This is a genomic window from Olsenella sp. An290 (assembly GCF_002159535.1).
Lineage (GTDB): Bacteria > Actinomycetota > Coriobacteriia > Coriobacteriales > Atopobiaceae > Thermophilibacter.
Genome location: NZ_NFIU01000002.1, coordinates 214,391 through 233,610 on the forward strand (window position 1 = coordinate 214,391; position 19,220 = coordinate 233,610).

The 19,220-nt window shown below is 72.3% G+C and carries 15 protein-coding genes; 4 read left to right on the forward strand and 11 right to left on the reverse strand.

Annotated elements, in window-relative coordinates; all coding sequences use genetic code 11:
* Positions 1-469: 469 nt before the first annotated feature.
* The 6 genes from B5F84_RS02500 to hisG are packed head-to-tail and all read right to left on the reverse strand — an operon-like array spanning position 470 to position 6,596.
* Positions 470-1,204 carry a 1-(5-phosphoribosyl)-5-[(5-phosphoribosylamino)methylideneamino] imidazole-4-carboxamide isomerase gene (locus tag B5F84_RS02500; RefSeq protein ID WP_087320328.1) on the reverse strand — a complete coding sequence of 245 codons (735 nt, stop codon included), beginning with the start codon at positions 1,202-1,204 and terminating at the stop codon, positions 470-472.
* Positions 1,201-1,848, reverse strand: a complete 648-nt coding sequence (gene hisH, locus B5F84_RS02505) for an imidazole glycerol phosphate synthase subunit HisH (RefSeq protein WP_087320331.1) — start codon at positions 1,846-1,848, stop codon at positions 1,201-1,203. Before hisH ends, B5F84_RS02500 begins: the two co-directional genes overlap by 4 nt.
* Positions 1,848-2,435 carry an imidazoleglycerol-phosphate dehydratase HisB gene (gene hisB / locus B5F84_RS02510; protein WP_087320333.1) on the reverse strand — a complete coding sequence of 196 codons (588 nt, stop codon included), beginning with the start codon at positions 2,433-2,435 and terminating at the stop codon, positions 1,848-1,850. The genes hisH and hisB overlap by 1 nt, the downstream gene beginning before the upstream one ends.
* Positions 2,432-3,523 (reverse strand): histidinol-phosphate transaminase, encoded by a 1,092-nt coding sequence (hisC, locus tag B5F84_RS02515; protein WP_087320335.1) that lies wholly within the window; start codon positions 3,521-3,523, stop codon positions 2,432-2,434. The genes hisB and hisC overlap by 4 nt, the downstream gene beginning before the upstream one ends.
* Before the next feature lie 2 nt (positions 3,524-3,525).
* On the reverse strand, positions 3,526-4,929 hold the full coding sequence (gene hisD, locus B5F84_RS02520) for a histidinol dehydrogenase (protein ID WP_087320339.1): 1,404 nt from the start codon (positions 4,927-4,929) through the stop codon (positions 3,526-3,528).
* The gene (hisG, locus tag B5F84_RS02525) at positions 4,926-6,596 is read right to left on the reverse strand and encodes an ATP phosphoribosyltransferase (RefSeq protein ID WP_087320341.1); all 1,671 of its coding nucleotides are present in this window, start codon (positions 6,594-6,596) and stop codon (positions 4,926-4,928) included. The genes hisD and hisG overlap by 4 nt, the downstream gene beginning before the upstream one ends.
* Positions 6,597-6,947: 351 nt before the next feature.
* Between hisG and B5F84_RS02530 the strand changes: the two genes are divergently transcribed.
* Positions 6,948-7,382, forward strand: a complete 435-nt coding sequence (locus B5F84_RS02530) for a hypothetical protein (protein WP_087320343.1) — start codon at positions 6,948-6,950, stop codon at positions 7,380-7,382.
* Positions 7,383-7,401: 19 nt separating this feature from the next.
* Here the strand turns inward: B5F84_RS02530 and ybaK are convergent, their stop codons facing one another.
* The 3 genes from ybaK to B5F84_RS02545 form a co-directional block, all read right to left on the reverse strand.
* A complete protein-coding gene (gene ybaK, locus B5F84_RS02535; RefSeq protein WP_087320345.1) occupies positions 7,402-7,902 on the reverse strand; it encodes a Cys-tRNA(Pro) deacylase in 501 nt (166 codons plus the stop codon).
* Positions 7,903-7,910: 8 nt separating this feature from the next.
* A complete protein-coding gene (uvrA, locus tag B5F84_RS02540) occupies positions 7,911-10,790 on the reverse strand; it encodes an excinuclease ABC subunit UvrA (RefSeq protein WP_087320347.1) in 2,880 nt (959 codons plus the stop codon).
* A 168-nt stretch (positions 10,791-10,958) separates the two neighbouring features.
* On the reverse strand, positions 10,959-12,029 hold the full coding sequence (locus B5F84_RS02545) for an MBL fold metallo-hydrolase (RefSeq protein WP_087320349.1): 1,071 nt from the start codon (positions 12,027-12,029) through the stop codon (positions 10,959-10,961).
* Positions 12,030-12,157: 128 nt separating this feature from the next.
* On the opposite strand from B5F84_RS02545, the gene B5F84_RS02550 reads away from it, so the two are divergent.
* The 3 genes from B5F84_RS02550 to B5F84_RS02560 all read left to right on the forward strand — a co-directional run bounded on the left by B5F84_RS02550 (position 12,158) and on the right by B5F84_RS02560 (position 16,504).
* Entirely contained in the window at positions 12,158-13,036 is an 879-nt protein-coding gene (locus B5F84_RS02550; RefSeq protein ID WP_087320351.1) for an Mrp/NBP35 family ATP-binding protein, read from the forward strand.
* A 1-nt stretch (position 13,037) separates the two neighbouring features.
* The gene (locus B5F84_RS02555; RefSeq protein ID WP_239378192.1) at positions 13,038-14,288 is read left to right on the forward strand and encodes an NAD(P)/FAD-dependent oxidoreductase; all 1,251 of its coding nucleotides are present in this window, start codon (positions 13,038-13,040) and stop codon (positions 14,286-14,288) included.
* A 554-nt stretch (positions 14,289-14,842) separates the two neighbouring features.
* Positions 14,843-16,504, forward strand: a complete 1,662-nt coding sequence (locus tag B5F84_RS02560) for an FAD-dependent oxidoreductase (RefSeq protein ID WP_087320353.1) — start codon at positions 14,843-14,845, stop codon at positions 16,502-16,504.
* Positions 16,505-16,553: 49 nt separating this feature from the next.
* On the opposite strand, the gene B5F84_RS02565 is transcribed toward B5F84_RS02560, so the two are convergent.
* Entirely contained in the window at positions 16,554-16,838 is a 285-nt protein-coding gene (locus B5F84_RS02565) for a PTS sugar transporter subunit IIB (RefSeq protein ID WP_087320355.1), read from the reverse strand.
* Positions 16,839-16,942: 104 nt separating this feature from the next.
* Positions 16,943-19,186 carry an excinuclease ABC subunit UvrB gene (gene uvrB, locus B5F84_RS02570; RefSeq protein WP_087320357.1) on the reverse strand — a complete coding sequence of 748 codons (2,244 nt, stop codon included), beginning with the start codon at positions 19,184-19,186 and terminating at the stop codon, positions 16,943-16,945.
* Between the last annotated feature and the right edge of the window lie 34 nt (positions 19,187-19,220).

Genomic DNA, 19,220 nt, shown 5'->3' on the forward strand with positions numbered 1-19,220 from the left:
GGCGCTCGCTCACCGCGTGACGCGCCTGGCGAGAAGGGCCGCGGCCCGCCTCTCCATCGACCTCCATCGGGCCAATCATACCGTGCGCCGCGGCAAGCCCCGCCCGCCGCGCGCCTCTCGCCCCGAGGATGTTACATGGGGCTCGGCGCCGGCGGCCCGGGAAGGCGCATGCAGCCAAGGCCGAGCGCCGAGATGCGCTCGCCGTTCCTGGGGTTCGCGCGGTGCTGCGCGTTCTTCTCCCCTCCCCCGGCGCGCCGTCGGATCCGGCCCCAGGCCCTCACATCAAATCTGGCTACGTGATTTTGGCAGTTTCTGCCCTTTAAAGCCCCCTCAAACAGCCAAAATGACGTAGCCAGATTTGATGTGCGTGCGAGGCGGGGCGCAGGGGGCGGGGCAAGAAGGACGCGCGGAGGGGCGCGCGGCATCGCAAGCGAGAAGAACCTCGGCCGGGCGCGCCCCCGGGGCCGCGCTACGCGCAGGCCGCGAGCGCGTCCCTGAGCGAGAAGGACCCCTCGTAGAGGGCGCGGCCGGTGATGGCGCCCTCCACCACGTCCGGCCCGAGCGCCGCGAGCGCGCGCAGGTCGTCGAGCGAGGCGATGCCGCCCGAGGCCACCACGGGAAAGCCCGCCACCTCGGCCACGTGGGCGTAGGCGGCGGCGTCCACGCCGCAGCGCATGCCGTCGCGCGCGACGTCGGTGAAGACGAGGTGGCGGTACCCCAGCTCGGCGAGGCGCGCCACGAGTTCGTCGGCCGCAAGCGCCGCCCCCTCGCGCCAGCCGTTCACGCGGACCTCCCCGTCCCGGGCGGCCACGTCAGCGACGACGAGCTCGCCGAACTCGCGCGCCGCCTCGGCAGCGAAGGCCGGGTCGCGGACGAGCGCCGTGCCGATGGCGATGCGCCGCACGCCAAGGCCCGCGAGGCGCTCCACCGCGGCGAGGTCGCGCACGCCGCCGCCGGCGTCCACCGAGATGCCCTCCACGGAGCAGATCGCGCGGATCGCCGCGTCGTTGGCGGCGCGGGCGGCCTCGTCCTCCTCGAGCGTGGCCGAGAGGTCCACCACGTGGACCCAGGAGGCGCCGGCGTCGCGGAACTTCTCGGCAACTGCTGCCGGGTCGTCGGAGTAGACGTCCATGTGGGCGCGCTCGCCGCGCGCGAGGCGCACCACGCGCCCACCCACCAGGTCGATCGCGGGGAAGAGGATCATGCGGCACCTCCCGCCACCCGGACAAAGCCGCGCAGCATCGCCAGGCCCGTCGCGGAGCTCTTCTCGGGGTGGAACTGGACGCCAAAGGTGGCGCGCCCGTCCCAGACCGCCGAGGCGAAGCTGCGCGCGTAGTGCGTGCGCGCGGCGACGATGCCCTCGGGGACGTCGTCGGCGAGGGCGAAGGAGTGCGTGAAGTAGACGTTGGCGCCGTCGGGCACGTCCGCAAAGAGCGGGCACGCGCGCCCGTGGGGCGTCAGGTTGATCTGGTCCCACCCCACGTGGGGGACCTTGAGGCGCGTGGACTCGAGGCGCGACGCCGAGCCGGGGAGCACGCCCAGGCCCTCCGCCCACGAGCCGTCGTCGGTCTCGCTTCCGCGCTCAAAGAGGAGCTGGAGGCCCAGGCAGATGCCCAGGAACGGCACGCCACGGCCGAGCGCGTCGACGAGGGCCTGCGCCTCCCCGCTCTCGCGGAGGTAGCCCATGGCGTCCCCGAAGCTGCCCACGCCGGGCAGCACGAGCGCGCCCGCGGAGCGGATGGCGGCGGGGTCGTCGGAGATGACGGCGTCCCCGCCCGCCTCGCCGAGCGAGCGGACCACGGAGCTGAGGTTGCCCTTGTGGTAGTCGACGACCACGATCCGCGCCATCAGAGGCTCCCCTTGGTGGAGGGCACGTCGTCGACGCGCGGGTCGGGCTCGACGGCCTCGCGCAGGGCCCGCGCCGCGGCCTTGAACGTGGCCTCGAGGATGTGGTGGGCGTTGTGGCCGCACACGAGCCGCAGGTGAAGCGTCACGCCCGCCTCGCGGGCGAGGCCGCGGAAGAACTCCTCGCCGAGCTCGGTGTCGAAGGTCCCCACCTTGTCCGGGCCGATCGCGACGTCCCAGTAGAGCTCGCCGCGGCCGGAGACGTCCACCGCCGCCATGACGAGCGCCTCGTCGAGCGGCACGAGGGCGCTGCCGAAGCGGCGGATGCCGCGCTTGTCGCCGAGCGCCTCGGCAAGGGCCCGGCCAAGGACGATGCCCGTGTCCTCGACGGTGTGGTGGTCGTCGACCTCGGTGTCCCCCTTCACGCGGACGGTGAGGTCCACGAGCGAGTGCCGGGCGAGCGCGCAGAGCATGTGGTCGAAGAAGCCCACGCCCGTCTCCACGTCGGCCGCGCCCGTCCCGTCGAGGTCAAGGGACAGGCCGATGTCGGTCTCGGCGGTGGCGCGGACGGCCTTGGCGGTTCTGGTCATGCTTCCTCCCTCAAAAGCGTCGCGAGCGCGTCGAGAAGAACGTCGTTCTCCTCGCGCGTGCCCACGGTGAGCCTCAGACAGTTCTCGAGCCCCGGCGTGGCGCTGAAGTCGCGGACGAGGACCGAGTGCTCGTCGCGCAGCCGCTCCCAGGTGCGGTGCGCGTTCGGGACGCGCGCCAGCACGAAGTTGGCCGCGGACGGCCACGTGCGAACGCCGGGCAGCCCCGCGAGACCCGCGGCCAGGCGCTCCCGCTCGGACACGATGTCGTCCACCACGGGGGCGATGAGGTCGCGGCGCTCCACGAAGGCGAGCGCGACCGCCTGCGCGAGCACGTCCACCGAGTATATCTGCCGCACGGCCCCGAGCGCGTCCACGACCGCCGGGTCCGCCACGAGGTAGCCCACGCGCAGCCCCGCGAGCGCGAACGCCTTGGAGAGCGTGCGCAGCACGATGAGGCGGGGGTTCTCCGCCACGAGGCCCGCGAGGCTCTTGCCCTCCCCCGCAAACTCCACGTACGCCTCGTCCACGAGGACGAGCGCCTCGGTCTCCGCGAGCAGGCGGCGCACGAGGCCGGGGTCCAGGAGGTCGCCCGTGGGGTTGTTGGGCGAGGTGAGGACCACGAGGGCCGCGTCCGCCGCGGCGGCGAGAAGGGCGTCGGCGTCCACGGAGAAGTCCTCCGCGTCGCGCGGGACGGCCACGACCGGCGTCTCGCACATCGCGGCGAAGTTGGCGTACTCCGCAAAGTCCGGCGGGCAGGTCACGAGCGCGCGCCCGGGGCCGCCAAAGGCGAAGAGCAGGTTGAAGAGCAGCTCGTCGCCGCCGTTGCCCACGATCACGTGCGCGCGGTCCGTGCCGTGGCGCACGGCGAGCGCGTCGCGCAGGGCGTTGGCCATCGGGTCCGGGTAGCGGTTGAGCGGCGTGGCCGCGACGGCCGCGCGCGCCGCCTCGGCGAGCTCGGCCGGGAGCGGGTGGGTGTTCTCGTTCGCGGAGAGGTTCACGCGCACGGGCGAGAAGCGCGGGTCGTAGGGCTCGAAGCCGCGCAGCGCCGGGCGCAGGCGGGCGGTAACGTCCAGGTTCCTCCTGTCCATGGCTAGCCCTCCGCGTGGAAAGGTGACTGTCCCCTTTCCACGCCCAGCGGGACGGCGGCGGGGGCGGGCAGGTCCTCCGGCCAGGCCACGCGGCGGACGTCCGCGACGTCAAAGCCGCCGCCCTCCGCGACGCGGCGCCGCAGGCCCACGGAGAGCGCGTGGGCCCAGAGGCCCTCGGCCTGGGCGATGGTCTGCGTGGCGGGGGCGTCCGCGAGCAGGCCCTCGGGCGTGTAGCAGATCACGCTCGAGCGCTTCTGGAAGTCGTAGACGCCGAGCGGGTTGGCCCAGCGCGCGGTGCCCGAGGTGGGCAGCGTGTGGTTGGGGCCGGCCACGTAGTCGCCCAGGGGCTCGGAGCTCCAGGGCCCCACGAAGATCGCGCCGGCGTTGCGGACGCGGCCGAGAAGGGCGAGCGCGTCGTCGCAGTGGAGCTCCAGGTGCTCGGGTGCGATCACGTTGATCGCGTCCACGGCGGCGTCGAGCCCGGGCGCCACCACGATCACGCCGCGCCCGTCAAGGCTCGCGCGGGTGACCTCCTCGCGCGGGCTCTGCGAGACGAGCGTCTCGATGGCGGCCTCCACGCGCTCGGCGAGCGCGGCGTCGCAGGTCACGAGGTAGCAGCTCGCCAGCGGGTCGTGCTCGGCCTGGGCCATGAGGTCGGCCGCCACCACCGCGGGGTCGGCGCCGCCGTCCGCGAGCACGCACACCTCCGAGGGCCCGGCCACCATGTCGATCCCCACGTCGCCGGAGACGTGGCGCTTGGCGGCGGCCACGTAGGCGTTGCCCGGCCCCACGATCTTCTCGACCGCCGGGATGGACTCGGTGCCGTACGCCACGGCGGCAATCGCCTGCGCGCCGCCCACGGCGTAGACCTCGTCCACGCCCGCGAGCGCCGCGGCGGCGAGCGTGTAGGCCGAGAGCGTGCCGTCGGCCTGCGGCGGGGTCACCATGACCACGCGCTCCACGCCCGCGACCTTGGCGGGAATGGTGTCCATGAGGACCGTGGAGGGGTACTGGGCACGCCCGCCGGGCACGTAGACGGCGGCGGAGGCCACCGGCGTCACCTTCACGCCGAGCAGCGTGCCGTCCGCGCGCGTGGTGAACCAGGACTGCTCGCGCTCGCGCTCGTGGAAGTCGCTGATCTGGCGCTGGGCGCGGCGCAGGGCGTCCAGGAACGCGGGCGGCACGGCGTCCAGCGCCCCGCGCACGAGCTCGTCCGGCACGCGGAAGCTCGCCGGGCAGGCGCCGTCGAAGCGCAGGCAGAACTCGCGCACCGCCGCGTCGCCGCGCTCGCGCACGGCGTCCACGATCTTCTCGGCCGAGGCCACGACCTCCGCCGGCAGCGTCCCGGAGAGGTTGAGGTCGGCGCGCTCAAGGCGCCGGCCCCCCTTCAGCTCGATGCGCCTCATGCGCGGCTCCCCCCTTCGGCGACCTCGGCGAGACGTGCCGCGAGGTCGCGGATCCTCTTGTCGCAGCGGTACGCCGCCGGCCCGGCGAAGAAGCGCGCCGTGCACTCCATGACCTCGTCCACGATCACGAGGTCGTTCTCGGCGAGCGTGGTGCCGGTGGCGGTGATGTCGACGATGCGGTCGGTCATGCCCACGATGGGCCCGAGCTCGATGTTGCCGTGCAGCGTCACGATGTCGACCTGCTGGCCGAGGCCGTCGTAGTAGCGCTGCGTGATGCGCGGGTACTTGGTGGCCACGCGCACCGTGCCGCGCCAGGCGTAGGCGCGCTCGGCCTCACCCGCGCGCTCGGCCGGCTCGGCCACGACGAAGCGGCACGCCCCGAAGCCCAGGTCGACGAGCTGGAGAAGGTCGAGCCCGGCCTCGACGAGCGAGTCGGCCCCGCAGATGCCGCAGTCGGCGCCGCCGTGCCCGACGAAGGTCGGCGCGTCCTGGGCGCGCACGATGACGTACTCCACGTCGCCGCAGCGCACCACGAGGCGCCGGCCCGGGTCAGCGAGCTCCTCGGTGGGCAGGCCCGCGGCCGCGAGCGCGGCGACGGAGTTCGCGAAGAGCGAGCCCTTGGGCACGGCCACGCGCAGGGGCCGCTCCCCCACGCGCACGCCGGGCGTCACCACGCCCGAATCGCCGGGCTCTCCGAGCACCTCCTGCAGGCGCTCGAGGGAGAGGGCGAAGCCCGACGCGGCAAGCCCCGGGCGCCCCAGGTTGGAGAGGACCGCGTCGTAGCGGCCTCCCGAGGCGAGGCTCGCCGCGATGCCCTCAGCGTAGCCCTTGAAGACGATGCCCGTGTAGTAGTCGAAGGAGTTGATGATGGAGAAGTCGAAGGAGAGGCGGCCCGCGTCGATGAGGTCGGAGAGCGAGCCGGCGAGGGCGGCGAGCTCGTCGGTGCCGCGCGCGCCCTCCGCGACGCCCGCCCCGGCGAGAAGGACGTCGAGGCGCGCCACGACCTCGGAGCCGCCGCCCATGCGGCAGACCTCCGATATGGCCCGGACGCCGTCCTCGGAGAGCCCCTCCTCGCTCGCAAGGAGCTCGTCGAGGCCGACGAGGTCGGACTCGTGGACGAGCGCAAGGACGCGCTCGCGGAAGGCGGGCGTGGGGGCGCAGGCGTCAAGCAGGGCGGTGAGCGGCCTCACCGAGCCCAGGACGATCCGCCAGGCCGGCACCTCGAGGGCCTCGAGGACGTCGGCGAGCAGGCGCACCGCCTCGAGCTCCGCGGCCGCGCCGTCCTCGCTCACGTGCTCGATGCCGAGCTGGGTGAACTGGCGGGGCTGTCCGCGCAGGCCCGTGTCCTCGCGGACCACGGGGGCGGCGTAGCGGAAGCGCGCGGGGAGCTGGGAGGCCGCCACGCGCCCGGCCACGAGGCGCGCCACGGGGAGCGTGAGGTCGGGCCGGAGCACCATGAGGCTGCCGTCAGTGTCGAAGAGCTGGAACGGCGAGTCCTTGAGGCGGCCGCCGCGCTCGAGCGCCGAGCGGTCCTCCAGAAGCGGCGTCTCCACGGGGAGGTAGCCGTGCTCCGAGAAGCAGCCACGCACCACGTCTGAGATGCGCTCCCGCGCGAGCGCCTCGCGCGGGAGGATGTCGCGGAAGCCGCGGGGGGTTCCTTGGGTCACGTCAGGTCCTTTCCGGCCGGGTTCGGCGCGTCAGGGGATGCTGCGTGAACTTTAGCACAGTAAAGTACGGCATGGGCCCACGACGCAGCGACGTCGCACGAGCGTAACAAACGCCGGGCCGAGGCGGGGCCCGTGACAACGGTAACCGCCGCGAGCCCGCGCGCGGGGCCCGGGCCCAGGGCACGCCGGCCGCGGGGCAAAAGCGACCGCCCGCCGAGAGCGCACGAGCCCGAGCGGAGGGCGCGCGGGCGCTGGGCTGGGACGTGAGCCCCGTGGCAGAGGGCGGGAAGACAACTCCGGCGCGCGCCCTGCTATGCTCGCCCGACCACAGGAGACGAGGAAGGGAGCGACATGGCACTGTACTGGCCCGAGGCGCGCGTGGCGGTGGTGTACCGGGAGCCGGCGGGAGACGAGGACTACCCGCCCGACGTGCTCGTCATCTCGATGAGGCCGAACCAGGTCGAGGACCCCGCCTTCGCGGCGACGGTGCGCGACCTCGTGAGCGAGCGGGCGGCGGGCGGCCTCAGGCCCGAGGGCGCGCCCGCGGGCGGCCCGGGGACGGAGGAGGAGCGCCGGGCGCTGGACGCCGAGCGGCGCTTCGAGAGGGCGTTCCTCGGCGTCGAGGACGAGTGCAGGGAGGGCGAGGGGGACGACGGCCCCCTCGACCTCGACGACCTGCTCGACGGCACATTCTGGGGCGGCTGCGGCACCTGCCCCGACATGGGCCGGCCCGCCACCGTGCACGTCACGATCGGCCGCTGCGGGGAGCTTCTGGTGGGACGCTAGGGCCGCGGGCCGCCTGCGCCTACCCTCGGACGAGGTCGGCGTAGGCGGCCCCGCAGAACCCCGCGAGGTCATCGGGCGCGAGCGCGAGGCTGAGCCCGCGCCGACCGCCCGAGACGTGGACCTCGTCGAAGAGCTGGGCCGTCTCGTCGATGAGCGTGGGGAAGCGCTTTTTCATGCCCACCGGCGAGCATCCGCCGCGCACGTAGCCCGTGACCGGCTCGAGGTCGCGCACGTGCATGAGCGCGAGGCTCTTCTCCCCCGCCGCCGCGGCCGCCTTCTTGAGGTCGAGCTCGTCGGCCACGGGGATGCAGCAGACCACGTGCCCTCCCGAGGGCGTCACGCACACGAGCGTCTTGAGGCTCGCCGCCGGGTCCTCTCCCAGGCGCTCGGCGATGTGCAGGCCGAGCTCGCTCGAGGTGTCCGTCTCGTCGACCTCGTAGGTCACGTACGAGAAGGGCACGCCCGCGGCCTCGAGCTCGCGCATGGCGTTGGTCTTCTGGAGCTTCTCCCTGCGTGCCACGCGTCCCCCTACCCGCGCGCCTGGCCCTGGCGGGCGCGGTCACGGGCGAGGACGTCGCGCAGGAACCGCCCCGTGTGGCTCTCCGGCACCTCGGCGACCTTCTCGGGTGTGCCGTAAGCGACCACCGTGCCGCCGCCGTCACCGCCCTCGGGGCCCATGTCGAGCACGCGGTCGGCCATCTTGATGACGTCGAGGTTGTGCTCGATAACAAGGACCGTGTTGCCCGCGTCCACGAGCTTCTCGAGCACCTCCACGAGCTGGCGCACGTCCTCGAAGTGCAGGCCCGTCGTGGGCTCGTCGAGGATGTAGAAGGTCCTGCCCGTCTGCTGGCGGTGGAGCTCCTTGGCGAGCTTCACGCGCTGGGCCTCGCCGCCGGAGAGCGTGGTGGCGGGCTGCCCCAGGTGGATGTAGCCCAGGCCCACGTCGTAGAGGGTCTGGAGCTTGTTCTTGATGCGCGGGATGTTGGCGAAGAAGGCCAGCGCCTCGTGGACCGTCATGTCCAGCACGTCGGAGATGGACTTGCCGTGGTAGAGCACCTCGAGGGTCTCGCGGTTGTAGCGCTTGCCGTGGCAGACCTCGCAGGGCACGTAGACGTCCGGCAGGAAGTTCATCTCGATCTTGATCTGGCCGTCGCCCTTGCAGGCCTCGCAGCGGCCGCCCGGCACGTTGAACGAGAAGCGCCCCGGGGAGTAGCCGCGCGCGCGGCTGTCCGGCAGCGACGCGAAGAGCGCGCGCAGGTCGTCCCAGAGGCCGATGTAGGTGGCGGGGTTGGAGCGGGGCGTGCGGCCGATCGGCGACTGGTCGATGTCGATGACCTTGTCGATGAGGTCCACGCCCTCGAGCTTCTTGTAGGGACCGACGGGGCGCTTGGAGCGGTGCACGGCGTTGGTGAGCGCGGGCGCGATGGTGTCTGTGACGAGCGAGCTCTTGCCGGAACCGGAGACGCCCGTGACCACGGTGAGCGTCCCGAGCTCGATCTTGGCGCTCACGTTCTTGAGGTTGTTGGCCGAGGCGCCCGTGACCTTGATGGCGCCCTTGCGCGGGTTGCGCCGGCGCGCGGGCAGGCGAACCTGGCGGGCGCCCGTGAGGTAGGCGCCCGTGACGGACTCCGGGCAGGCCGCGATCTCATCCGGCGTGCCGGCGGCCACCACGCGCCCGCCGAGCTCGCCGGCGCCCGGGCCCATGTCGATCACGTAGTCCGCGGCACGGATGGTGTCCTCGTCGTGCTCGACCACGATGACCGTGTTGCCCTGGTCGCGCAGGCGCTTCAGGGTCTCGATGAGGCGGTTGTTGTCACGCTGGTGCAGGCCGATCGAGGGCTCGTCCAGGATGTAGAGCACGCCCATGAGGCCCGCGCCGATCTGGGTGGCCAGGCGGATGCGCTGGGCCTCGCCGCCGGAGAGGGTGGCCGCCGCGCGGCTGAGCGTGAGGTAGTCAAGGCCCACGTTCACGAGGAAGCGCAGGCGCGCGACGACCTCCTTCACCACGGGCCCCGCAATGAAGAGCTGGCGCTCCGTGAGCTCGAGCCCCTCGAAGAACGTCAGGCAGTCGCGGCAGGAGAGCTCGCAGACTTCCCAGATGTTCTTCCCGCCCACCGTGACGGCCAGGATCTCCGGCTTCAGGCGCGCGCCGTGGCAGGTGGAGCAGGGCACCTCGCGGATGTACTTCTCGAGGTGGGTGCGCATGGTCTCGGACGTGGTCTCCTGGTACTTGTCAAAGAGAATCTTGCGCACGCCCGCGTAGGTGGTGAACCAGTGGGTGTTGCGGCCGTCGCGCGTGACGTAGTCCACGCGCACCTTGGTGGCTCCGAGGCCGTCGAGGAGCGCCCTCTGGACCTTCTTGGGAAGCTCCCTCCAGGGCGTCTCCTCGGAGGCGCCGAGATGACGGCACACGGCGGCGAGCACCTGCGGGTAGTAGTTGGAGTGGCCGAAGAGGCTGCCGAAGACGCCGCCCGCCACGGAGAGCGCGGGGTCCTCGATCAGGGCCTCGGCGTCCACGACCTTGCGAAAGCCCAGGCCGTCGCAGTCCGGGCAGGCGCCGTAGGGGGCGTTGAAGGAGAAGTCGCGCGGCTGGAGGTCGTCCATGGAGTGGCCGTGCTCGGGGCAGGCCAGAGCGAGCGAGTAGCTCAGGAGCTCGCCGGGGTAGCGCTCCGGGTCGTCGCGGTCCGGCAGGAGGTAGAAGCCCACCTTACCCTGGGCGAGGCGCGTGGCCTGCTCCACGGCCTCGGCGATGCGCCCGAGGCTTCCCTCGCGCACGACGATGCGGTCCACCACGACCTCGACGTTGTGGCGGAGCTTCTTCTCAAGGCGCACCTCCTCGTCGCCGAGCTCGCGCACCTCGCCGTCGATGCGAACGCGAGAGAAGCCCTCGCGGCGGAGGTCCTCGAAGAGCTTGGTGTACTCGCCCTTGCGGTCGAGCACCACCGGCGCCAGGACGAGCGCCCGGCGCCCCTGGGCGCGCTCGAGGACCTTGTCGGCCACCTGGTCGGTGGTCTGGCGCTCGATCACGCGCCCGCACTCCGGGCAGTGCGGGGTGCCCACGCGGGCGAAGAGCAGGCGCAGGTAGTCATAGATCTCCGTCACGGTGCCCACCGTGGAGCGAGGGTTTCTCGAGGTGGTCTTCTGGTCGATGGAGACCGCCGGCGAGAGGCCGTCGATCGAGTCAAGGTCGGGCTTGTCCATCTGCCCGAGGAACTGGCGCGCGTAGCTGGAGAGGCTCTCCACGTAGCGGCGCTGCCCCTCGGCGTAGATGGTGTCGAAGGCGAGGCTCGACTTGCCGGAGCCGGAAAGGCCCGTTATGACGACGAGCTTGTCGCGCGGTATGTCCACGTCCACGTTGGCGAGGTTGTGCTCGCGCGCGCCGCGGATGACGATAGAGTCCTGGGCCATGTGCCCTCCTGCTCCTGGGAGATTTCAACGAGTCACAGTGTAGCAAGGGGCCCGGGCGCCGCGGCGCAAGGCGCGCGCCTTCACGCAAACCGCACATGTGTTCTAGTTTTTCAGCTGGGGACGAATGACGGGGACCGTGCACCCCCGCCGAGGGAGCCCCGCCCGCCGCTAGGCGGGCCGGTAGCGGCTCACGCCGTCCGCGTCCTTCTCGCGAAGGACCGCGTCGATGGCGACGAGGTGGTCCAGGTGGGCGATGCTCTCGGAGACGAGGAACCACCGCGTGAGCGCCGGAGTCTCCCCCCAGTGCTCGAAGGGCGCGCGCCAGCCCAGGGCGGGGACGAGCTCGTAGCCGCTCCGCCCCGGACGCTCCGAGATGGCCGCGAGCGCGCGGGCGCTCCGGCGCTCGTGGTGCGCCGCGTTGGCGCGGCAGCGCTCGGCGACGTCCCCCTGCTGGAGGCCATGGCCCATGAACGCGTGCTCGATCCCCATGGCCGCAAGACGGGAGAGCGTCTCGAGCTGGGCCCCCAGGGGGTCCTCCCCCTCGCCCCAGAACCCGATGCAGGTGGAGCAGAGGAAGAGCACGGCGTCCCCGAGGAAGGCCACGCGCGCGGCGGGCTCCCAGAGGACGCACTGGCCCTGCGTGTGCCCCGTGGCGCTCACCACCTCGAAGGACCAGCGGCCCACGCCCACGTGCCCGCCCACCGGCACGGTCTCAAAGGAGACGCCCTCGCGCTCGAAGTTGAGGGTGTGGTCCCAGATCGCGTCAGCGAGCTCGACGGCCTCGGCGGCGGGCGTGCCCTCGGCGGCGAGGCGCCGCGCCATCTCGTCGCGCCAGGCGCGCACGGCGAAGCGGCGCATGTCGCCCGCGACGCCCTCGGGCACGAGCACGCGGGCGCCCGCCTCGCAGAGCTCGCGCGCGAGGCCCGTGTGGTCGATGTGGGCGTGCGTGCAGAAGAGCGAGGTCGCGGACGGGTCCACGCCCAGCCGCACGAGCGCGCGGGCCAGGCGCGTGTCGTTGAACCAGTCGGGGGTGCCCGCGTCCACCACGAGCGCCTCGCCGCCGTCGAGCACCACGAAGGCGTTCACCGAGGGGAGGAACGTGTCGTGCATGAGGAGCTCCACGCGCCAGACCTCGGGCTCGTCGAGCACCTTGTGGCAGGTGAAGCCGTCCTCGTCGAGCGTGAAGCAGTCCGGCCCGCAGCCGCAGCCCCAGGCCCCTTCCCCCAAGCGCTCTCCCATGAGCCCCCCTTCGCCCGGCAGGCGCCCGCCCGCTCCCTTTCCCGTCAAGTATGAACCATACCCGCCCGGCTTGGGTAGAATCGTGGCGTCAGAGAAGCGGCGCGGCCGCACGGGAGAGAGGATGCGCGATGGACCAGAGCGAGCGGGACCAGCTCCGCCAGGAGGTCGACGAGGTGCTGCACGGGCAGAAGCAGCCGAGCGAGCCGGCCGGCTTCCAGCAGAACGACTACTCCAACATCCGCCACGTCGTCGGCGTGTGCTCGGGCAAGGGCGGCGTCGGCAAGTCGCTCGTCTGCGGCATCCTCGCCGTGGAGCTCGCGCGGCGCGGGGCGCGCGTGGGCGTGCTCGACGCCGACATCACCGGGCCCTCCATCCCCAAGATGCTCGGCCTCTCCGGCCAGCGCGCCCGCGGCGTCGACGACCTCATCGTCCCCAACAGGACCGAGGGCGGCATCGAGGTCATGAGCGCCAACCTCGTGCTCGAGCACGAGACCGACCCCGTCATCTGGCGCGGGCCCGTGGTGGCGGGCGCCATCAAGCAGTTCTGGGAGGACTGCGCCTGGGGCGAGCTCGACTACCTGCTCGTGGACATGCCCCCGGGAACGGGCGACGTGCCCCTCACCGTCTTCCAGTCGCTGCCGGTGGAGGGGATCGTCATCGTGAGCTCCCCGCAGGACCTCGTGCAGATGGTCGTGGGCAAGGCCGTCAACATGGCGGGCATGATGAACGTGCCCGTGCTCGGCCTCGTGGAGAACATGTCCTACGTGGCGTGCCCGCACTGCGACGAGAAGATCTACCCCTACGGCCCCTCGCGCCTCGAGGAGACCGCGGCGGCGCTCGACGTCGAGGCCCTGGGGCAGCTGCCCATCGACCCCGCGCTCGCGGCCGCCTGCGACGCCGGCACCTTCGAGCGCGACCTTCCCGAGGGCCTCATCCCCAACGCCGTCGAGGCCGTGGTGCGCACCGCCGAGTTCTACGACGCGCTGCGCGGCGGCGAGGGCGCCTAGCGTGACGCGCCCGGCGAGCAGGGCCCAGCGCCCGAGACGGGCCTCGCGCTCGCGCGAGCGCGAGGGGGCGCTCGCGGCCGCGGCCGCCGTGCGCGTGCCCGCGAGCTGCGACGTCGTCGTGGCGGGCGGCGGCGCCGCGGGGCTCGTCGCGGCCATCGCGGCGGCCGAGGCGGGCGCCTCGGTCACGGTCCTCGAGCGGGACGCGACCTGCGGCCGGCCCATCCTCGCCACCGGCAACGGCCGCTGCAACTTCATGAACGAGGCGCTCCTGGGGCCCTCCCCCGTCTGGGATCGCTACAACGACCCCGCGTTCGTGGCCGCCGTCTGCGGCGAGCGCGTGGGCGAGGACGTGCTCGCCTTCTTCGAGGGCTGCGGACTCGCCTGGGCGTCCGAGGAGGGGCGGCTCTACCCGCTCTCGCGCCAGGCGTCCTCCGTGCGCGAGGTCCTTCTCGCCCGCGCGGGACGGGCCGGCGCGAGGCTGGCCCCGGCCCGGGAGGTGCTCGGCGCGCGGCGCGGCAAGGATGGTTGGCGCGTCTCCTTTCGAGGCGAGGCGGCGCCCGACGGGGGCGAGGTCGAGGCGGCGGCCGTCGTCCTTGCGGCGGGCGGCGGGTCCGCGCTCGGGCGGGAGGCGGGCCTTGCCGTGACTCCCGCCGAGCCGGTGCTCTGCTCGCTCGCGTGCGCGCCGGAAGACGGAGGCGTCTCGCTGGCCGGGCTCGACGGGCGCCGCGCCCGCGCCGTCGCACGCCTCCTGCGCGACGGCGCCGAGGTGGCGCGCGAGTCCGGCGAGGTGCTCTTCCGGGCCTACGGGCTCTCGGGGATCGTGGTCTTTGACCTCTCGCGCGTGGCGCGGGCGGGCGACGTCATCGCCCTCGACCTGCTCGACGGCCTGGGGGCGCCCCGGGCCGAGGCTCTCGTGCGCGCGGCGGGCGGGACGTTTGGGCTCATCGACCCGCTCATTGCCGCAGCCCTGGGGGCAAATCCTCTTGACACAGCCCGTGACCTGCGCTTCATTGTGTCGGGACCGGCCGAGCCCAAGCGCGCGCAGGTGACGCGCGGCGGTCTTGCCACGAGCCAGTTCCTCCCCGCGACGCTCGAGGCGCGCGAGCGGCCGGGGCTCTTCGCCTGCGGCGAGGCGCTCGACGTCGACGCGGCCTGCGGCGGCTACAACCTGGCCTGGGCATGGAAGAGCGGCCTCGTCGCCGGGCGGGCGGCGGCGGAGCGCGCCGGCTCGCGCCCGGAGGGGCCGCGCTGACACGGCGGCCGATGGCCCCGCTCACGGCCGTGCCCCTCCCGACTGGGCGGCGCGCCCGGGGCCTTACGGGCGGGGTGCGCTCCGACGTCGGGATTGGGTGGCTCGCCCGGGCCCTTCCGGGCGGGGTGCGCTCCGGCGCCGGGATTGGGTGGCTCGCCCGGGCCCTTCCGGGCGGGGTGCGCTCCAGCGCCGGGATTGGGTGGCATCCCTGATATAAAACATGGTCAATATCAGGGATGCCACCCAATAGCGTGCAAATTGCGGTCATTTCATATCGTAAGACTTTAAAGTCTCTCCCCGAACCCTCCCGACCTTCTCGCTAGCATCAAACATGCCACCCAAAATCGCCAAAGGAGCACCCGGTCCGCGGCAATGAGGCGCGCGCCAAGGGGCGCCCGGTCCACGGCAATGAGGCGCGCGCCCACGCCGGGGGGGCGTTCCGGTGCGGGTCGGGCGGCGTCTCGCATCCCCCGGGGGCGCGCGGCCGTGCCACCGCCGCCCCGGAGGGGCGCACATGTGTGACAATGTCACAGCAGGCAAGAGAAAGGACTCCCATGCTCGAGGTCTCCGGCATCCGCATCCCGCTCTCCGCGCTCGACGGCACGGACGGCCGAGAGCTCGCCGCGTGCCGGCGCGCCCTCGCGCGCAGGCTTCGCGTGGACGAGAAGGACCTCGCTCGGGTGGAGCGCCGCCGCAGGTCGATTGACGCCCGCAGGCGCGACGCCATCCAGCTCACCTACACCCTGCGTCTCGAGCTTACAGGGGGCCCTCACGCGGAGCGTGCCCTGCTCGCCCGCCTTGCCAGAAAGCACGCCGAGAAGAACGTTCGGCTCGTGGACGAGGTGCCCTACGGGTTCCCCGCCCCCGTCGCGCACCCGGTGGCGCGACCCGTCGTCGTGGGCGCCGGGTGCGCCGGCCTCTTCTGCGCGCTCTCGCTCGCCCGAGCGGGGCTCGAGCCGCTGCTCGTTGAGCGCGGCGACGACGCGGCAAGGCGCGCCGAGGCCGTGGCGCGCCACAACGAGACCGGCGAGCTCGACGGCGAGAGCAACATCCAGTTTGGCGTGGGCGGAGCGGGCACCTTCTCCGACGGCAAGCTCCAGACCGGCACCAAGAGTCCCGCCCACCGCCTCATCCTGGAGACCTTTGTCGCGGCGGGCGCGCAGCGGGAGATTCTCTGGGACGCCAAGCCGCACATCGGCAGCGACGTCCTGCCGCGGGTGGTGACCAAGCTCGTCCGGCAGATCGAGGAGCTGGGGGGCGAGGTCCGCCTGCGGTGCCGCATGACGGACCTCGACGTCACCGCCGGCGAGGTCCGCTCCGTGACGCTCTCCTCCACGCTGGGCGACGGGACGTCCCGCGAGGAGCGCGTGGAGGCGAGCTGCGTCGTCCTTGCCTGCGGGCACTCGGCGCGCGACGTCTTTGAGCTGCTGCGGTCGCGCGGCGTTCCCATGGAACGCAAGACCTTTGCCATGGGCGTGCGCATCGAGCACCTTCAGGTCGCCGTGGACCGCGCCCTCTACGGCTCCGCCGCCGGGCACCCCGCACTCGGGGCGGCCCCCTATGGCCTCTCCTGCCACCTGCCGTCCGGGCGCAGCGCCTTCTCGTTCTGCATGTGCCCCGGCGGCTACGTGGTCTCCGCCGCGAGCGAGCCGGGCGGCGTCTGTACCAACGGCATGAGCCTCTCCGACCGGGCGGGCACAAACGCCAACGCCGGCCTGCTCGCCAACGTCTTTCCCGAGGACCTGCCCGGCGACGACGTGCTCGCGGGCGTTGAGCTCCAGCGCGCCTGCGAGCGCGCGGCCTTTGCGGCGGGCGGCGGCGCCTACGTGGCGCCGGCGCAGCTCGTGGGTGACTTCCTGCAGGGGGTCCCAAGCACGGCGGGCGGGCTCGTCGTCCCCACCTACCCGCGCGGCGTCGCCTGGGGCGAGGTGGGACCCTGCCTGCCGGACTACGTCTCCGAGACCCTGCGCGCGGCGCTGCCCGCGCTCGGGAGGAGGCTGCGCGGGTTCGACATCCCCGACGCCGTGCTCACCGGCGTGGAGACGCGCTCGAGCTCGCCGGTGCGCGTCACCCGCGGCAAGGACGGGCAGAGCGTCGGCGTGCGCGGCCTCTGGCCCGTGGGCGAGGGCGCGGGCTATGCGGGCGGCATCATGAGCGCCGCCACCGACGGCATCCTCGCCGCCGAGAAGATCGTGGCCGCGCTCGCCGCGCGGTAGCGCCGACCCGCCGCCCGGGGCGAGCGGACGGCGTCGCAGGCCCCGCGCGCTAGTGATCCCGCACGAGCTCGAGCAGGCGCGCGAGCTCCTTCTCCTGGTTGATGCCCGTGAGGAAGGCAACGCCGCTCACCACGGGGACGTCGGAGGCGCTCTCGGTGTTCACCACGGGGACGTAGACGTCCGCACCCTCGAGCGCGCGCTCGACTTCGGCAATCTCAACGGCGACGACCTCGGCCTCGACGCCCTCCGCCTCGAGGAGCTTCCTGATCTTTGCCGCAACCATCTCAGAGGTCGCGACCCCCGAGCCACACGCCACCACAATCCTCGCCGCCATGTCAGACTCCCGCCTCTCCGCTTGTGTTTGTCCCCTCCATTCTACCCGGGAGGAGCTCATCGAGGTCGGGGAAGTGCGGGAGGCCGGAGGCCGGGCGAACGCCGTCACTTCTTTCTGGGACGATAGCGCCGGCGCGTGGCGTGCGCGCTCCCCTTGCGCGCCCCCGCCTTGAGGCGGGCGATGACGTCGTCGGCGGAGCCGCCCTCGAGGCGCGTGCGGATGGCGACGATCTGGTCGCGAATGCGCGCCGCAGCCTCGAAGTCCATGGCCTCCGACGCGACGGCCATCTCCTCCTCGAGCGCGTCAAGGACGTCGGTGACCTCATGCTCCGAGAGCAGCGCGAGCTCGGCCGCGACGGCGTCGGCGGCAGCCGGGTCCTCGGCGGGAGCCTCGGTCAGGCTCTCGAAGGCGCCGTGGCTGCCCGTGCCGTGGCGGTCGCGCGTCTTCCCCTCGAGGGTGTGCTCGGCCTCGGAGATGAACGAGGAGACGTCCGTGATCGACTTCCTCACGGTCTTGGGCACGATGCCGTGCTCCTCGTTGAACGCCTCCTGGATCTGGCGGCGGCGCGCCGTCTCCCCGATCGCCTCGCGCATGGAGTCCGTGATCGAGTCCGCGTACATGATGACCTCGCCCTGGGCGTTTCTCGCCGCGCGGCCCATCGTCTGGATGAGCGAGCGCCGGTTGCGGAGGAACCCCTCCTTGTCCGCATCCAGGATCGCGACGAGCGAGACCTCGGGGATGTCGAGGCCCTCGCGCAGGAGGTTGATGCCCACGAGCACGTCGATCTTGCCGAGACGCAGGTCTCGGATGATCTCCACGCGGTCGAGCGTGGCCGTGTCCGAGTGCATGTAGTTCACGCGGATGCCCTCGTCCAGAAGATGGTCGGTGAGGTCTTCCGCCATGCGCTTGGTGAGGGTGGTCACGAGCACGCGCTCCTTCCTCGCCACGCGCTCCTTGATCTCTGCGATGAGGTCGTCGATCTGGCCACGGACGGGTCGGACGTCGACCTTGGGGTCGAGAAGGCCCGTGGGGCGGATGATCTGCTCGACCTCCTGCTGCGTGACCGACTCCTCGTAGTCGCCCGGCGTGGCCGAGACGTAGATGAACTGCGGCACGCGCGCCTCGAACTCGTCAAAGCGCAGCGGGCGGTTGTCGAGCGCCGAGGGCAGACGGAAGCCGTGGTCGACGAGCGTCACCTTGCGCGAGCGGTCCCCCTCGTGCATGCCCCTGATCTGCGGCACCGTGACGTGGGACTCGTCGATGATGCAGAGCATGTCCTCGGGGAAGTAGTCGATGAGCGTGTAGGGCGGCTCGCCGGGCTTCCTGCCGTCGAGGTGGCGCGAGTAGTTCTCGATCCCGTTGCAGTAGCCCATGGTCTCGAGCATCTCGAGGTCATAGCTCGTTCGCTGGGCGAGCCTTTGGGCCTCGAGGAGCATGTCCGCGGCCTTGAGCTCGGCCACGCGGGCCTCGAGCTCCTGGTTGATGGTCTCGATGGCATGCGCGACCTTGGGCCGCTCGGTCACGTAATGGGACGCCGGCCAGATGGGGATGGCGTCGAACTCGCGCACGATCTCTCCGGAGAGGCTGTCAACCTCGGCAATGAGCTCGACCTCGTCCCCGAAGAACGAGATGCGCAGGGGGTTCTCGGCGTAGGGAGGGAACACGTCCACGGTGTCGCCGCGCACGCGGAAGGTCCCGCGGGAGAGGTCGTAGTCGTTGCGGTCATACTGGATGTCGATGAGGTCACGGATGAGGTCGTCGCGCTCGAGCGGGACCTCCTTGCTCACGTTGGGCGCAAGGCCCGCGTAGTCCTGCGGGCTGCCGATGCCGTAGATGCAGCTCACGGACGCGACCACGATGACGTCGCGCCGCGAGAGCAGGCTCGAGGTGGCCTGGTGGCGGAGCTTCTCCACCTCCTCGTTGATGGAGGCGTCCTTCTCGATGTAGGTGTCCGTCTGGGGGACGTAGGCCTCCGGCTGGTAGTAGTCATAGTAGGAGACGAAGTAGACCACCGCGTTGTTGGGGAAGAGCTCCTTCATCTCGCTTGCCACCTGGGCGGCGAGGGTCTTGTTGGGCTCCATGATGAGCGTGGGGCGATTGAGCTTCTCAATGGTCTTGGCCATGGTGAAGGTCTTGCCCGAGCCCGTGACGCCCAGGAGCGTCTGGTAGCGCAGGCCGCGCTCCACTCCGTCGGCAAGCTTCTCGATGGCCTGAGGCTGGTCTCCCGCAGGCTCGAAGGGCGAGACCACCTCAAGCCGCTCTCCCCCCGTGGCGCGCCCGAACCTCACGAGCTCGCCGCCAAAGCGCTCCGGCGCCCGTCCCCCCGCGCTGACCTCAGTTTCCGCCATGGGACCTCCCCTCTTCTCCGCGTGCCAGCATTGT

What these genes read in the sequence shown, in the direction of transcription:
- B5F84_RS02500 (WP_087320328.1), bottom strand. Translation starts at nt 1,204, where the DNA reads ATGATCCTCTTCCCCGCGATCGACCTGGTGGGTGGGCGCGTGGTGCGC.
- hisH (WP_087320331.1), bottom strand. Translation starts at nt 1,848, where the DNA reads ATGGCGCGGATCGTGGTCGTCGACTACCACAAGGGCAACCTCAGCTCC.
- hisB (WP_087320333.1), bottom strand. Translation starts at nt 2,435, where the DNA reads ATGACCAGAACCGCCAAGGCCGTCCGCGCCACCGCCGAGACCGACATC.
- hisC (WP_087320335.1), bottom strand. Translation starts at nt 3,523, where the DNA reads ATGGACAGGAGGAACCTGGACGTTACCGCCCGCCTGCGCCCGGCGCTG.
- hisD (WP_087320339.1), bottom strand. Translation starts at nt 4,929, where the DNA reads ATGAGGCGCATCGAGCTGAAGGGGGGCCGGCGCCTTGAGCGCGCCGAC.
- B5F84_RS02530 (WP_087320343.1), top strand. Translation starts at nt 6,948, where the DNA reads ATGGCACTGTACTGGCCCGAGGCGCGCGTGGCGGTGGTGTACCGGGAG.
- uvrA (WP_087320347.1), bottom strand. Translation starts at nt 10,790, where the DNA reads ATGGCCCAGGACTCTATCGTCATCCGCGGCGCGCGCGAGCACAACCTC.
- B5F84_RS02545 (WP_087320349.1), bottom strand. Translation starts at nt 12,029, where the DNA reads ATGGGAGAGCGCTTGGGGGAAGGGGCCTGGGGCTGCGGCTGCGGGCCG.
- B5F84_RS02550 (WP_087320351.1), top strand. Translation starts at nt 12,158, where the DNA reads ATGGACCAGAGCGAGCGGGACCAGCTCCGCCAGGAGGTCGACGAGGTG.
- B5F84_RS02560 (WP_087320353.1), top strand. Translation starts at nt 14,843, where the DNA reads ATGCTCGAGGTCTCCGGCATCCGCATCCCGCTCTCCGCGCTCGACGGC.
- B5F84_RS02565 (WP_087320355.1), bottom strand. Translation starts at nt 16,838, where the DNA reads ATGGCGGCGAGGATTGTGGTGGCGTGTGGCTCGGGGGTCGCGACCTCT.
- uvrB (WP_087320357.1), bottom strand. Translation starts at nt 19,186, where the DNA reads ATGGCGGAAACTGAGGTCAGCGCGGGGGGACGGGCGCCGGAGCGCTTT.